We start from the raw sequence: 16,158 nt of genomic DNA, 5'->3' as shown, positions 1-16,158 counted from the left end.
GATTACTAATCCGATTGCTTTTGCAGCTCCAGTTGTGTTAGGAACGATGTTAGCAGCAGCAGCTCTACCTCTTCTTAAATCTCCTTTACCGTGTGGTCCATCTAATGTGTTTTGGTCATTTGTATAAGCGTGGATAGTAGTCATTAATCCTTCTACAACTCCAAACTCTTTATTTAATACGTTAGCCATTGGTGCTAAACAGTTAGTTGTACAAGAAGCTCCAGAAATTACTGTCTCTGTACCATCTAAAATTTGGTGGTTTACGTTGAATACTACAGTTTTGATATCTCCTGTTGCAGGTGCAGATATAACAACTTTTTTAGCTCCAGCTTCTAAGTGAAGTCCAGCTTTCTCTTGAGAAGTGAAGAATCCAGTACACTCAAGAACAACGTCTACGTTTAATTCTCCCCATGGTAAGTTTTTAGGATCTCTATCAGCTAAAACTTTAATTTCTTTTCCGTTAACTGAGAACCCTCCTTCGATAACCTCGATAGTTCCGTTGAATCTACCTTGTGCTGAATCATACTTGAAAAGGTGAGCAAGAGTTTTTGCGTCTGTTAAGTCGTTTATTGCTACTACCTCAAACTCAGGGTTGTTCATCATTAATCTTAATGCTAATCTTCCAATTCTTCCGAATCCATTAATCGCTACTTTAACTGCCATTTGGAAACCTCCTAAAAATTTATATTTTTTTTTAAATTAAGTTCGATAAATATTTGTACATCTTCTAGAGAATACAAGATAAATCTGTATTTCCTTTTTTCTTTTTTTCTAAAATGCTTTTGTTTATGTCTTAATGATATATTATCTTGGTTAATTTGTCAATTTATTCATGGGAACTAAAATTAATCTTTTTATGATTACTTTTTCATTAAAATTATAGTATAATTAAAAAAAATAAGTTAGGGGGAGATCGAACACATGCTAAAATTTCTACTCTTTTCTTTTTTATTATGTACAACTTTAATGGGAAAAGAGCATGTAGTTTTATTAGAAAATGAAAATAGTTTTTTCTTCTATAAAGAAAAAAATGAATATAAAGGATTATATCCAAAAATATTTGAGGACATTAATAAAAAAAAGAAAATAAACTTAAATTTAAGAGAATTAGATACAAATCTGATCTTAGATATGGAAAAAGGTAAAGATACTTTAATAATGGATTTAATAGAGAATGAAGAAAGAAGAGAAAAATATTATTTTATTCCCACATTTTTTTATTTGAAAGCAAATATGTATTTTTTAAATAATAACTTTATAGATATTACAAATTTTTATAAAAAAAGAGTTGGAGTTATTAAAGGAACATATTTAGATAAAGAATTTTTAGAGAAGTATGATTTTTTATACAGTGACATAATAGATATAGAAACTCGTGAAAAAGGACTACAAATGCTCAAAGATGGAGAGATCGATGGATTTGTAGCAGATAATCAATATGGATTTAAAGATAACTTAAGTAAAATAGAGTTAAATAGAATCCCTATTATGGTAACAACACTAGCAGTCCCAAAAAGTGAAAAAAAACTTTATAAAGATTTAAAGAGATATTTTGAAGAGATTTCACCAGAAACATTAAAAAATATGATAAGTGATTCTAGAAGAGAATACTACAAGGATAAATTCAAAGATAGATATGTGAATTTAAAAGAAAAATCAATAGATGTAGTTTTTCCAACAGAAAAAACTAATTATCCTCTTTATTATATAGAGGATGGAGAAGAAAAAGGACTAGCCATTGAGTATTTAAAAGATGTAGGAGAAGTTTTAGGTATTCAAGTAAAAAAAATATTTTATTCAAAAGAGGAAGATTGGAAAAATAGTGATATAACAGTTGCTTCAACAACAGAAAGTAGTATAAGAGACAATGAAAATTATACAAATCCATATTACACACTAACACCTGTTATTTTTAATAGAAAAGAAGAGGGCTTTATAAATAATTTAGTGGAAGCAAGAAAAAAAAGATTTGCAGTTGTAGAAAATTCATATTATATGGATTACTTAAGAAAATTTTTAAAAGAAGAAAATTTTATCTATGCTAAGGATATGGATGAAACAATAGAGAAAGTAAGAAAAAAAGAGGCGGACTATAGTATTGGCGATTATAAGACATTGATTAATAAACTATATAATACTGGTTATGATAAAGAGATAAAAATTGCAGGTATTTTAGATAAAAAGTATGATGTTTCAATGGTTGTAAATAGAGATCAAAAGGAACTTTATGAAGCTTTAAAAGATATTTCGGCTAGTTTTTTAAATGAAAATATGAGTAAAAATATTTATTTAGAAAAGAATAGCTATGAAACAGATAAATCTAAAAAGGTTCTTATATTTTCAATGGGAATTTTGTTTATTAGCTTTATTTTATTGTATAAAGGAAGAAAAAATTTAGTAGAAAAAAGAAAATATGAAGACTTAATGTTATCTTTAGTTTCATCTTTAGAAGCAGTAAATCAATTTAATGATTTAGAAACAGGAAATCATATAAAAAGATTAAATTTATATTCGGAACTTTTAGCTAATAAATTAGGTTGTAGCAAAAAGTTCTATGAAGAAATAGGGAAAGTTGCATCACTTCATGATGTTGGGAAAATTGGTATAGATAGAAGTATACTAAAAAAACCAGGAAAATTGACTGAAGAAGAGTTTAAAACAATAAAAGAGCATCCTGAAATAGGATATGAAATTATTAAAAAATCAGGTGTAAGTATAATGGCTGAAAATATAGCGAGATATCATCATGAAAAGTGGAATGGTAGTGGCTATCCACGTGGTTTAAAAGGATTAGAAATACCATTAGAAGCGCGAATTGTATCAGTTGTAGATGTATATGATGCATTAAGACAAAAAAGAATTTATAAAGACGGATTTACTCATGAAAAAGCTATAGAGATAATTAAAAATGAAAGTGGAAAAAGTTTTGATCCAAATATAGTGAAAGTATTTTTAGAAAATGAGTTTAAATTTGAAAGATTATTTAATTCAAATATATAATAAAAGAGAGAGTTTGTATCGACTCTCTTTTTTATTTAAGATATTATATTGTAAAAAGAAATAAAACCTAAAACTAAAATTATAAAAGCTATAAGTTTCTCTTTAATATCTTGAAAAAAATATCCTGTTTTTCTTTTGGTATCAAATAAAAAATAGATTGTACCTAAAGAATAAATGGTTAATGATTGAAATACATAACTTAATCCAGATGAATAAATCATCCAAACTCCATAAACAACTCCACCTATACCCCAGTATAAACATTTTTTATGAGCATGTTTAATCGCAATTTTCATTAAAAATAATGATGAAAAAATATATGGAATAAGAATCATACATGATGCAGAGTTAGTAATAACAAGATATGCATTTTGAGCAGATAATGAAAGAAAAAATATAACCTGTTTTAAAATACCATTTGTAAAAAGAGCTCCAGAACAGGCATCATTTTTGTTTACTTTTTTTAGAAAATTAGGAAAAAGACCATCTAAAGCTACATTATATGGAATTTCTGCTGTTAAAAAAGTCCAACTAAGCCATGCACCACCAACAGATATTAAAACAGCTATATTAACTAAGGTAGCTCCAACAGGACCAATAACAGCCTCAATAATATAAGATAAAGCAGGATCTTTAAGTGCAGCTAATTCAGCATCAGTTAAAACACCATAACTTAAAAGTACAATAAAAACATACAAAAATAAAGATATAAAATATCCAATCATAGTAGCTCTGCCAACTAGTTTAATATCTGAAGCTTTATCAGAAATGACGACAGCACCTTCTATTCCTATAAAAGCCCATAAGGTTTGTAACATACAACCTTTTACCTGAGAAAAAATAGTGGCATGATTAAATGAACCACCCCAGAAATCATTGACAAATATTTGTCGAGTGAATCCAATATACAATATAACGATACCTAAAAAAATAGCTACAACTTTACCTATTGTAGCTAAGACATTTATAAGTTTTAGTCCAACGTCTCCAGCAAGGGCAGTTCCAATAACAATCCAAATTAAAATACTTCCTAAAATAATACCGTTAAAACTATTAATAGGTCCAATACTAGGAAAAAAATAATTTAAAGTTTGTACCAAAAGAACAGGATAACTAGCATTACTTATAACATTTGAAATCCAATACCCCCAAGCAGAATGAAAACCTGAAAAAGTTCCAAACCCTTCTTTAGCGTATTTATAGATTCCATCAGTTACATCAGGAGTTTCACTAGCTAAGATTTGAAAGGTTTTGGCTAAAAAAAGAACTCCAATACCAGAGATTAACCATCCAATTATTGCTGCTCCAGCAGATGATGATTGAGCAATGTTTTTAGGCATATTAAATATTCCACCGCCAATCATAGAGCCAACAACAATCGTTGATAGTGTGAAAATTCCCAAAGAGTTCTTTTTTTCCATGATAGCCAAAACCTCCCTAAATATTTAGAACTATTTTTTTACAATAGGCTCTAATCCTTGAACATCTAGCCATTGAGAAAGAGTTAGATTATTTAACTCTCCAAATCCTTTTTCAGGAACAGCTTTTCTAGCTAAAGTAACATATGGTCCACAAGTTAAAGATGTTCCGATTTCTCCTGGCTTCATGATAGTATAAGCAAATCCTACATAAGTTCTATCATATGCAACATGAGAATCTTTTCCACATTCAACAACAGACCAAACGATAGCTTTTCTATGATCTTCTAAGAATTTTTTTAAATCTTCTGGATTATCATTTTCAGTCCAGATTCCAGCATCTTCAATAAATAAACTAGCATCTTTGTCTCTATCTTTAGCTATTGATATAGCGATAAAACACCAAACACCATATCCTTCATTTTCTTTAAATTCTCTATTTTCTGTAGGTCTATATGCAGTAACTCCCTTGTTAGCACAAATCATATGTGATCCAGGAAGAGGAGTGAATCTTCTTTTAGATTCAGTTCCAAAAAGTTCCACACCAGCTTCTAAAAGAGGTTTAGCATCATAAACTTTTAAAATTGAACCATCAAATTGAGGTACTTCTAAAACTGTTGGATTAGAGTCTTCAGCAATTGAATCATGTTTTGCTAAATCATATCCCCAAACTTGTCCAGCAAGACCACAAAAAGACGAAGCAGTTAACATATTGATTTGACCAACATAAGCATCGTTAACCTCTGCTCTATCATAAGCTACAATACCATCTATTAAAATATCATCTGTTTTAGGAACTGTTCCTACAGAAACTTTTAAAACTGAAACATATCCGTTTCCAGTTGAACCAGGAGCTCCATATCCATCACAATAATCCTCATAAAAGCTAATCGCAGTTTTGTCAATTTTCATTTTTGTTCCTCCTTTATTTTAAAAAAGCTCAGCAATCATACATCTTACAGACCCACCACCATAAGTTTCAATGGTAGAAATATCTGAGTAGATAATTTCAGAACTTTTTTTAATTACATCTATTTGTTCTTTTGTAAAGCCTTCAAAGGCTGATTTAGACATCAATGTATAACATTCTCCGTGAGAGTTCTTTAATTCTAAAACATTCCCACAAAATTTTAAAACCTGATTAAGAGAGATATCAATAATCTCTTTTTTTGAATTCAAAATGGAGTTTTTTAAAGCTTCTTTTTCTTTTAAATTAGAAATAGATTCTAAACAAACTACAACAAAATTTTCAGTAACTCCCATCATTACGTTAGTGTGATAAATAGGAGTAGAGACACCGTTAAAATTTTGTGCAGAATGAAATTTTAATGGTTTATAGTTATTTAATTTACAAAACTCATTTAAAACATCCTCATTTGCTCTAGGAGAAAGAGAGCAATAAGCAATTTTATTGATTCTATCTAAAACTAAAGCTCCTGTTCCTTCTAAAAATTTACTCTCTTTTTCAAAAGCTGTTAAATCTATAATGTTTATAGTTTCATTAAAAAAAAGCTTTTTTAAATTTGGAAGAAATTTTGTTCTCTCTAATCTTCTATTTTCAGCAAACATAGGATAAACAATAAGTGTATTGTTTTGATGAGAACTAAACCAGTTATTTGGAAAAATACTATCAGGTGTATATGGAGTGGACGTATCTTGAATAACGTCCACTTCAATTCCAACATTTTTCATTTTATTAACAAGAGCATCGAACTCGTCTAATGCTTTTTTTTCTACAAGTTCTGGATTTTCTTCAAGATTTTTTTGATAAGCATTATTAACTGCAGTTTGTGCATTGTAATAAAACTTAACAGGTTTAATCATTAGAACCTTACTTGTTATTTGACTATTCATTATACTCATCTCTTTTCATTAACCTAATAAAGCTTTATAATTCATGATTAAATATATTAATCCTAAAATTCCTAATATGAATAAAACTATAGAGAAAACTCTTTCTTCTTTACTAAATTCAGGATTACTAGGATCAAACTCTTTTCTAGCTTTCATAAAGAATGGAATACCGATAGCATAGATAACTGCTGCTAAAAGCATATAGTTTAATCCAGCTGCATAAACAAGCCATAACCCGTAAATAGTTCCTAAAAGTCCCGTAATTTCAGCATTTTTTCTACTAGCAAATATGTTAGTTGGATAGTTATCATTTTTAGCTGCGATTTTCCATAGATAAGCAGTACAAACAATATAACAAGGTAAAACCATTACTCCTGTAATACTCAACATTAAATTCCATGCATTATTAGAGAAGTAAACTACAATCATAGTAACCTGCATAATAATACTAGAGATAAGTAAAGAGAATGATGGAGAATCATTTTTATTTACTTTAGCAAATGCTTTTGGGAATGTTTTACCTTTAGCTGCAGCAAATGGTAACTCTGCAAGCATAATAGTCCAAACAAGCCAAGAACTTAATATAGCTATCATAACTCCAATATTCATTAACCAATCTCCCCATTGTCCAACAACTCCACCTAAAACAGCTGCAGTTGAAGGAGCTGCCATATTTGAAAGTTGACCTTGAGAATAGTGTCCAAGAGGAAGTAAAGATAATAAAACATAAAGAATTAAACATCCTAAAAATCCTAAAAGAGTAGCTTTACCAACTTCAGCTTGATCCTTTGCTCTATCTGAAACAACAACAGCACCTTCAATTCCGATAAATACCCAAAGAGTTACGAGCATTGTACCCTTAACTTGACTTAAAAGACTACCAAGAGGTTTATCAGAAAGAGTAGTGATTGTATCTGTACCCCAAAAATTAGTGAAAAAGAATCCAACTTTAAAGAAAAAAGCTGTAATAAGTAGGAATAATACTATTGGAACTAGCTTACCAATAGTACCAATTGTATTTAATGAAGTAGCTCCTTTTACACCAGCTAAAACGATAAAGTAAATAATCCAAATAACTAAAGAACCACCAATAACTGAGTTAAAGTTATTTCCACCAGTAAAATATCCTGGGAAGAAATAATCTAAGGAATCCATTAGTAAAACTGCATAACCAATATTTGCAAAACAGTTACAGATCCAATAACCCCAAGCCATAAGGAAACCAGTGAAGTTTCCAAATCCAAGTTCACCGTAGGCATAAATTCCAGTTGTAGCATCAGGTCTAGCTTCAGCTAAAATTCTAAATGTATTAGCAACAAACCACATTCCCACACCCGTTATAACCCACGCAATAGTAATAGCACCAGCACCAGCAGATTGAGCCATGTTTTGAGGTAAGTTAAATACACCACCACCAATCATAGCACTAATAACAACGGCAGTAAGAGCTACTAAACCAAGTTTTTTGTTATCATCAGCCATTTTAAACCCTCCTTAAAAATTAATTTTTTATAACCATAGTATGGAATCTTCTGATTCCATCATTGTCAATAAATGCTTCAACTCCATGAATATCACTAAAATATCCAGGGAAAACTCTTTCAAACTCCTCTCTTGCTAAAAGGAAATCTAAAATAGGTTTAGATGTTTCATCAATTTTTTCTCCACCCATTAAAACTGGAATTCCTGGAGGATATGGAACCACAATAACTCCAGCAACTCTGTTCATACAATTTTTAATAGGCATATGTTCAATATTTCCCCTAAATACCTCTCTAGAAGCTTCAGCAGGTGTTAGTTCTTGCTTAGGAATAATTTGAAATGCTTTATCCATAAGCTCTAGAAGTTTTGACTCGATAATATATTTATGCATATCTAAACAATGATCTTTTAATCCTTTATTGGAGTATTTCTCAGGATAAGAGTTAACTAAATCTGGAAATATCTCAACAAGAGGAGTGTTCTTATCAAAATCTTTTTTAAAGTCCATTAAAACTTTAATAAGAGCTTCTTGTTTTGTTATAGTAGTTCCAATAGAGTGAAGGAATAAAAGAGAGTACGTATCTGTTTTTTCATTTACTACTCCCTTATCAATGATATAGTTACTTAAAATGGAAGCAGGAATACCAATATCTTCATATTCTCCATTTACTTTTAAACCAGGACATTTTAGTGTTAATTTAATTGGATCTAACATGACATAATTTTTTTCAATGTCATTGAAACCATGCCAATTATTATCAGTGTCTAAAGTCCAACAATTTTGATTTTCTAAAAGATATTTATCTGGAACATCTTCAAAATTTGTTAAAACACCATTGTATAAAACTTTTTCTGGTTGCCATAAAGAGAAAAACCACTGATTAAAACTAGCATATTCTTTGTTTAATTTAGCAATTCTTTTTCTAAAGTGAATAGCATTTAAAATAGTTTCATTCATCAGTTCTTTACCAGAAAAATCCATCATAGCAGTAGATACATCTAAAGAAGCAATCATACTATATTGTGGAGATGTTGATCCATACATTAAATATGCTTCATCAAAGACTACAAAATCAACCTTATCTTTAGTTCCATCTTTAACATGAAGCATAGAAGCTTGAGAAAACGCCCCTAATAACTTATGTGTAGAGTGAGATGCAAAAATTGGGGGATGCTCGATAAAGTTATCAGATTCAGTCATAGCATAGTGATTTTTATATATTGGGTGGAACTTAGCATAGGCATACCAAGCTTCATCAAAGTGTAAATTTTCAACATTATTATTTAAAGTTTCTTTTATTTTATTAACGTTATAACAAAGACCATCGTAAGTAGAATTTGTTAATGCTGACATTTTAATTTTTTGTTTTTTCTGGTCATCAGTTAATTTAGGATTGTTCTTAATCATCTCTTCAATATACTCTTTTGTAAATTCATTTAATTTAACAGGACCGATGATACCAAGACTATTTCTTCTAGGGATCATGTACATAGGAATAGCTTCTGTTATAACCATTCCATAATTTAGAGATTTATGACAGTTTCTATCAACAAAAGCTAAATTATCTTTAGTAACTCTTCCTTTCCAAATTACCTGATTAACTGAACTTGTTCCATTTAAAATATAGTAAGTTTTATCAGCGGAGAAAACTCTAGCTGAATTACTCTCAGCATCTTTAACAGGACCTTCATCATCTAAAAGAGAACCTAATTCAGGAACAGAGATAGAAAGGTCTGATCTTAATGTATTTTCTCCATAAAAATCAAGCATCATTTTTCCAATTGGGTTAGTCATAAACATAAGCCCGCCAGCGTGACCAGGTGTGTGCCAAGGATACTTAAATTTTTGAGTATAATCCATTAACTTACCGAAGAAAATAGGTTTAATAGTATCAATATATCTTTGAATTTCTAATTCTAATTGACCTGCTAGAAAAGAGATAGTATCTTCAAAAATATTCATCACAAGATTTATTGAATTTAAAACTTGTAAGGAAATATTTGAAGAATCTTTTTCTGTTAACACAACAATTGGGATTTTTGGATTTGTTTTTCTAACAAATTTAACTAATTCTTCTAGATTTTCATTTGAATATAAAATAACTCCAGCAAGTGCTTTATTAGATGTATAAACTCTTTTAAAATCAATTTCGTTATCAACAAAAGAAGTAGAGAAAGATTCTAAAAGAATGTCTAATTGTTTAGAAGATTCATAAGTTGAATCTAATTCATGAAAAACTAATAAAGACCAATTTAAATAATCAACAGACTTCATAATAAAAACCTCCTTAATTGGTAGAACAAAAAAATTTTAACTCACGATATTGTTAAAAATGTTTTATAGGTTTCCTTTAAAAAATATTTTTTATTCTTAATTTTATAAGTTCTTTAATATTTTCTATAAGCAAGAAGTAAGTTGCTTTATTCTCAATATTTAAGCTATTCTCATCAATCTCTTTTTTAAATCTATCTTCAGAACGTTTTATTTTACTTAAAAGAATATTATAAGTGTAGTTATTTGAGTTTAACATAGCTAAATCTCTTAAAATTATGGCCAATTCAGATGTGATTGATGTATCTGTGGAAATTTTGCTAAAACACTCTCTAATTTTTAAAAGGATTACATACTCTGAAAATTTTAAAGAATAATTTTTAGAAATATCAACTTTTTTAAAAAATAATCGATTATCTTTTTCCATTTCAACTAATTGTTTACAATCATCTAAATTGATTTTTAATTCTTCAAAAAGTTCATCTTGCTTCAAAGAAACTGCTTTATATTTTAGAGCTTTAGAAAAATCAAAAATAATATCTTTCATAATAGAATCAATTTTTTCCAATTGAGAGACTATTTCATTATTTTGGCTAGGCATATATAAATTGGAGATAATAGCACAAAGAACTCCAACTAATAAAAGAAGATATTGATCAAGAACAAAGATTAAAGATACATTTTCATCTAATAAAAAATGTGTAGCTAGAACAATATTGGTAAAAAACCCCTGCATTAAGTTGAAACGTATGCAAAGAGGCATGAAAATAGCTGTAAATACAACTAAAGAAATAGGATTAAACTTAAAAAATTTAATGATAGTAGCAGATAAAACCAAGCCAAAAGAAGCAGCAAGAACTCTTTCAAAAGAACTTCTTAAAGAGGCTTTTCGAGTACTTTCTAAACTTAAAATACAGATTGTAGCAGCGGAGTATTGATATTCTAAAGAAAAGTATTGAGCAATAAGAACAGCTGCGTAGGGACCAATCATATTTTTAAAAACTTTATGTTTATCATAAGTGCTTAGTTTATCAAATATCATAAAAAATCCTCCACAGAATAAGAGTGGTTTGTTTTAAAGATTATTCAATGGAAAAATAAAAAATCCTTTACCGTTTTAAAATTAAAAATATATTTTCAAAAAAAAACATTTAGAAAAAATAATTTATTTTTTTCTTGATTTTTTTGATTTTTAAATATATAATTCATTTTGTAAAAACAAGATATTTATAAGGAGTGAAGTGAAATGAAAAAGTTGAGTTTAACGAATAAGATTTTTATATCATTAATTTTAGGTGTTATAAGTGGGTTGATATTGTATCCGTTTAGAAACGATTTAATAGTAAAAAAATATATAATAGACTTTTTCTTTAACTTCTTAGGAACAGGATTTATAAGAGCAATAAGAATGATAGTGGTTCCATTAGTTTTTTGTTCTTTAACTGTAGGAGCAGCAGGTGTTGAAGATATAAAAAAATTAGGAAGAGTAGGAGTGAAAACTTTAGTATTTTATCTAGGGACTACAGCAGTAGCAATAACTTTAGCTTTAGGAGTAGGATCTCTAATAAATCCAGGAAAAGGTGTTGTTTTATCTCAAATTGCAACAAGTAATGTTTCAGTGAACGAAACAAAACCATTTGTAGATATATTATTAGGTATGATACCAATAAATCCAATAGAAGCTTTAGCTAAAGGAGATATGCTTCAGATAATAGTATTTGCAATTTTATGTGGTGTTGGTATGGCTATACTAGGAGATAAGGTTTCTACAGTTAGAAAAGGTATGGAAGAGTTAAATAATTTAGTTTTAAAACTAGTTGAGATTATAATGCAATTAGCTCCATTTGGAGTATATGGTTTAATTGGAAAAACATTTGCAACACTAGGATATGCAGCAATGTTACCTTTATTAAAATACTTTATAGGTGTAATTGTTGTTCTATTATTACATTATTTAATAACTTATCAAAGCTTATTGATTTTTGTAGCTAAATATAATCCAATTAAGTTTTTAAAGAAATTTTCAGGACCAATGATGGTAGCTTTTTCAACATCTTCGAGTAGTGCAGCATTGCCAGCTTCTATGGAAACAATGCAAGATGAGTTCGGAGTATCTAAAACAATATCTTCATTTACCCTTCCTTTGGGGAGTACAATAAATATGGATGGAACAGCAATAATGCAGGGTGTTGCAACAATATTTATAGCTCAAATTTACGGAGTTAATTTAACAATGGGAGATTTTGTAACAGTGATAATAACAGCTACATTAGCTTCAATAGGTACTGCAGGAGTTCCAGGAGTTGGAGTAATAATGCTAGGAATGGTATTACAGCAAGTTGGATTACCTTTAGAAGGTATGGCTCTTGTAATGGGAATAGATAGATTTGTAGATATGTTTAGAACAACTGTTAATATAACAGGAGACGCAGTTTGTACACTGATTGTAGCGAGAACAGAGGGGGAATTAAAGGGAGAAGAGGTAGCTACACCAGTTAAAAAAAATACATTAGCTTAATGCTAAAATAAAAAAGATACCTATTAAAGGTATCTTTTTTATTTATTATAGTTTTAAATTAGTTTGCTATATGAAGAATCTCTTTAAAATCTTCTGGTAAAGGTGCTTCAACTTGGACTTTTTCACCGCTTTCAACATCAGTGAAAATTAATTTAAATGCATGAAGAAGCTGTCTTTTAGCTCTAATATCATCACCGCCATAAAGTTCATCTCCTAAAATTGGATAACCTACTAAAGACATATGAGCACGTATTTGGTGGGTTCTACCAGTGAAAAGTTTTAATTCAATTAAAGTTAAGTCTTCATTAGGAAAACGTTCTAAAACTTTCATATAGGTTTTAGCAGTTTGACCACCATTTTCAGGAGTCATCTCTTTACGTCTAAGTTCATCTCCTTCTTTACCAATAGGAATTTCAATCATCATTTCATCCTCTTTAACAATACCTTTAACAATAGCTTGATAAAATTTTGAAACTTTCTCTTTATCACTTTGTAAAAAAGCTTGAGTATAAGCATTTTTAGCTACAACAATTAATCCAGAGGTATTCATATCTAAACGATTAAAAAATCTAGGAGGTTGAACTTTTCCAGTTTGTTCTTGAAGGTAGTGAACAACACCGTTAGCTAAGGTCAAATCTGTTTTTTTAGTAGTTGGATGAACAACTAAGTACGGATCTTTATCAATAATAAGTAGATTTTTATCTTCGTATATTATTTTTAGATCCATTTGAATAGATTTAATTCCAACTTCTTTTTCTTTTTCTTTAACTAAAAGTCTTGCATTTTTTTTAACTTGCTTTGTAGTTTTTGTTCTTTTTCCATTTAAATATACTTCAACATTTCTAATACCTCTTCCAGAATATCCTTTTTCTCTAAGGTATTGAGAAATTTTCATATTGTGAAATTCAGGTTCAACAACAAATTTTTTCATATTTCCACCTTTAAAATTTATATTATTTTTTAATATTTTATAATGAAATTCAGAAAAAAACAATCTTTTGATTTTAAAGTGACAAAAAAATGATCGTTTCAACACTAGTGTATAAGTATACTAGTGTTGTATGAAATTAGGTTTTGAAAGGGAATTCAAAAGTGAAAACTTTAGTAAAAAAATAAAGAAATTAAAGTCTGCCCAAATACTTTTCGACTAAAAATTCAAATTTAACCAAATAATAAAAAACAGCAATTAATGGTTTACAAAAAAACATAAAGGTTGTAATATAAACACATAATGAATTGAATAAAAATTCAAATAACAGGGAGGCAAAGTAAGAATGGGATACAAAATAACAGCAGAAAATTTTGATAGCTTGTTAAAAAATCTTAGTAAAGAGTATAAGATTTATGCTCCAAAAAGATTTCCTAAACAGGGAAGATATTCAGACACAGACATTGTGAGATATGATAGAGTTTATTCGGCAGATGAGATTGTACATGATGAGAAATCTGATTACGCAGCAAAGGAAGCATTAAGCCCTATAACAGAAACAGTTTTATATTTTACAGATGCAGACTATAGAGAGTCAAAAGTTGTTGACGATAGACCAATGCTTGTATTTGCAAGAGCTTGTGATATTCACTCAATAAAAAGATACGATGATATCTTCTTAAAAAATGGTGGATTCGAAGATTCATACTATAAGAGAATGAGAGAGAAAACAAAGTTTATATTAATGGAGTGTCCAGCAAAAGGTTGGGATACTTGCTTCTGTGCTTCAATGGGTACTGGATCAGCAGACGAGTATGCATTTGGAGTAAAATTTAATGGTGAAGAAGTTTTAGTAGAAACTAAAGATGACGCATTTAACTCTTACTTTGCAGGAAATGATGAAATTGATTTCCTAGTAACTCCAGTTGTAGAAAATGAAAGAGTTGTTAGAATACCAGAAATAAATGATAAAGAAACTCAAATCGCTGTAAAATCATTAGAAATGTGGAAAGAGTTTGATAAGAGATGTTTAATGTGTGGTAGTTGTACTGTATCATGTTCTACATGTACTTGTTTCACAACTTACGATATGAACTACAGTTCTGATACAAATGCAGGAGAAAGAAGAAGAATAAATGCTTCTTGCCACGTTGATGGATATACAGATATGGCTGGAAATCACTCGTTTAGAAAAACAGGTGGAGACAGAATGAGATTTAAAGTTATGCATAAAATCCACGATCACAAAAAGAGATTTAAAGAGCATCATATGTGTGTTGGATGTGGAAGATGTGATGATAAGTGTCCAGTGTTTATATCTTTCTCGACTACTGTAAACAAATTAGCTGCAGAAGTTGATAAACTAAATGGAGGTAATAAGTAATGGAAAATTTAATAATGCCAACGCCATATAGACTTTTAGATGTAAAAAAAGTTACTGATATAGAATACCTATTTAGAGTTGAATATCCAGAGGCAGGAAACGTAAAGTTTGGACAATTTATGCAGTTGTCTTTACCAAAAGTAGGAGAGTGTCCAATCTCTGTTACTGATTTCTCAGCTGCAGAGGGATGGGTAGAGTTCTTAATTAGAAAAGTCGGAATAGTAACTGATGAGATTTTTAATCTACATGCAGGAGATTTATTACCAATGAGAGGACCTTATGGAAAAGGGTTTGATGCAATTGATATAAAAAATAAAAAAGTAGTTATAGTTACAGGAGGATCTGGACTAGCTCCAGTAAGATCTTTAATTAATCATATTTATAGAAATCCAGAGGAAGTTCAATCAATGGAACTGTTATTTGGATTTAAAGATGACGCATCAATATTATTTAGAGATGAAATTATCAATTGGAGAAAAAAGCATCCAATGGTATTAACTGTAGATAAAGGATGTGGATTAGATGGTGAGTGCGTAGGACTTGTAACAGAGTATGTACCTCATTTAAAAATGGTATCAGATAATTTTGATGATTTAGAGGTTGTAATTGTTGGACCACCTAATATGATGAAATATACAGCTATTGAATTTGAAAAGCTAGGAGTTCCAGCTGATAAAATTTGGGTTTCTTTTGAAAGAAAGATGTCATGTGCAATTGGAAAATGTGGTCACTGTAGAATCGACGAAGTTTACGTATGTCTAGAAGGACCAGTATTCAACTATTCTCAAGCTAAATATCTAATCGACTAAGGGGGTAAAATAAGTGAATCACGATATTAATATAACTAAACTAAAATTAAACTGCTTCCGTCAATCAAAAGTACCTGGAGAGTTCATGATCCAACTTCGTGTGCCAGGTGGATTAATTGAAGCTAAATATTTAAAAGTAATACAAGAGATTGCAGAGAGATGGGGAGATGGAACATTCCACATGGGTATGAGACAAACTCTTAACGCTCCTGGAATAAAGTTTGAAAATGTAGATGCAGTAAATGCATATTTAGAAGATTATATAAAAGAAGTAGATGTAGAGATGTGTGGAGCTGAGATGGAAGTTAACAAAGCTGGATATCCTACTATCGGAGCTAGAAACATCATGGCATGTATTGGAAACTCTCACTGTGTAAAAGCTAATATCAATACTTGGGAGCTAGCTAGAAAACTTGAGAAGAAAATTTTCCCAAGTCACTATCATATAAAAATGGCTATAGCTGGATGTCCAAATGACTGTGCTAAAGCTCAC

Annotated in this window: 12 protein-coding genes and 1 pseudogene; 5 read left to right on the top strand and 8 right to left on the bottom strand. The window is 29.7% G+C overall.

Annotation, left to right across the window (positions count from 1 at the left end):
• A partial coding sequence (locus tag Q0V08_RS05820) for a type I glyceraldehyde-3-phosphate dehydrogenase (RefSeq protein ID WP_297432911.1) occupies window positions 1-663 on the bottom strand: 663 nt, incomplete at its 3' end.
• 258 nt (window positions 664-921) lie between these two features.
• Here Q0V08_RS05820 and Q0V08_RS05815 point away from each other — a divergent pair.
• Complete coding sequence (locus Q0V08_RS05815) at window positions 922-3,000, top strand: HD domain-containing phosphohydrolase (protein ID WP_297432909.1); 2,079 nt, start codon at window positions 922-924, stop codon at window positions 2,998-3,000.
• Between the two features lie 35 nt (window positions 3,001-3,035).
• Here Q0V08_RS05815 and Q0V08_RS05810 read toward each other — a convergent pair whose 3' ends face one another.
• From Q0V08_RS05810 to Q0V08_RS05785, 6 genes are all read right to left on the bottom strand, one after another.
• A complete protein-coding gene (locus Q0V08_RS05810; RefSeq protein WP_297432907.1) occupies window positions 3,036-4,421 on the bottom strand; it encodes a basic amino acid/polyamine antiporter in 1,386 nt (461 codons plus the stop codon).
• A 30-nt stretch (window positions 4,422-4,451) separates the two neighbouring features.
• Entirely contained in the window at window positions 4,452-5,330 is an 879-nt protein-coding gene (gene hdcA / locus Q0V08_RS05805; protein WP_023051775.1) for a histidine decarboxylase, pyruvoyl type, read from the bottom strand.
• Between the two features lie 18 nt (window positions 5,331-5,348).
• Complete coding sequence (ctlX, locus tag Q0V08_RS05800) at window positions 5,349-6,272, bottom strand: citrulline utilization hydrolase CtlX (RefSeq protein WP_297432903.1); 924 nt, start codon at window positions 6,270-6,272, stop codon at window positions 5,349-5,351.
• Between the two features lie 18 nt (window positions 6,273-6,290).
• Entirely contained in the window at window positions 6,291-7,754 is a 1,464-nt protein-coding gene (locus Q0V08_RS05795; RefSeq protein WP_297432902.1) for a basic amino acid/polyamine antiporter, read from the bottom strand.
• Between the two features lie 19 nt (window positions 7,755-7,773).
• Entirely contained in the window at window positions 7,774-10,029 is a 2,256-nt protein-coding gene (locus Q0V08_RS05790; protein WP_297432900.1) for an Orn/Lys/Arg decarboxylase N-terminal domain-containing protein, read from the bottom strand.
• Between the two features lie 76 nt (window positions 10,030-10,105).
• Complete coding sequence (locus Q0V08_RS05785; RefSeq protein ID WP_297432898.1) at window positions 10,106-11,068, bottom strand: aromatic acid exporter family protein; 963 nt, start codon at window positions 11,066-11,068, stop codon at window positions 10,106-10,108.
• 204 nt (window positions 11,069-11,272) lie between these two features.
• Between Q0V08_RS05785 and Q0V08_RS05780 the strand changes: the two genes are divergently transcribed.
• Window positions 11,273-12,544: a dicarboxylate/amino acid:cation symporter gene (locus Q0V08_RS05780; protein ID WP_297432896.1), complete on the top strand. Its 1,272-nt coding sequence runs from the start codon at window positions 11,273-11,275 to the stop codon at window positions 12,542-12,544.
• 58 nt (window positions 12,545-12,602) lie between these two features.
• On the opposite strand, the gene Q0V08_RS05775 is transcribed toward Q0V08_RS05780, so the two are convergent.
• Window positions 12,603-13,475, bottom strand: a complete 873-nt coding sequence (locus tag Q0V08_RS05775; RefSeq protein WP_297432893.1) for an RluA family pseudouridine synthase — start codon at window positions 13,473-13,475, stop codon at window positions 12,603-12,605.
• Window positions 13,476-13,818: 343 nt separating this feature from the next.
• On the opposite strand from Q0V08_RS05775, the gene asrA reads away from it, so the two are divergent.
• From asrA to Q0V08_RS05760, 3 genes and pseudogenes are all read left to right on the top strand, one after another.
• A complete protein-coding gene (gene asrA, locus Q0V08_RS05770) occupies window positions 13,819-14,856 on the top strand; it encodes an anaerobic sulfite reductase subunit AsrA (protein WP_023051768.1) in 1,038 nt (345 codons plus the stop codon).
• Complete coding sequence (asrB, locus tag Q0V08_RS05765) at window positions 14,856-15,665, top strand: anaerobic sulfite reductase subunit AsrB (protein WP_297432891.1); 810 nt, start codon at window positions 14,856-14,858, stop codon at window positions 15,663-15,665. The genes asrA and asrB overlap by 1 nt, the downstream gene beginning before the upstream one ends.
• Before the next feature lie 13 nt (window positions 15,666-15,678).
• Window positions 15,679-16,158 (top strand): annotated as a pseudogene (locus Q0V08_RS05760) (sulfite reductase subunit C); the annotation flags it as partial.

It is taken from the genome of uncultured Cetobacterium sp. (assembly GCF_947038635.1).
Taxonomy (GTDB): Bacteria; Fusobacteriota; Fusobacteriia; order Fusobacteriales; family Fusobacteriaceae; genus Cetobacterium_A.
This window is presented reverse-complemented; position numbering and strand designations above follow the sequence as displayed.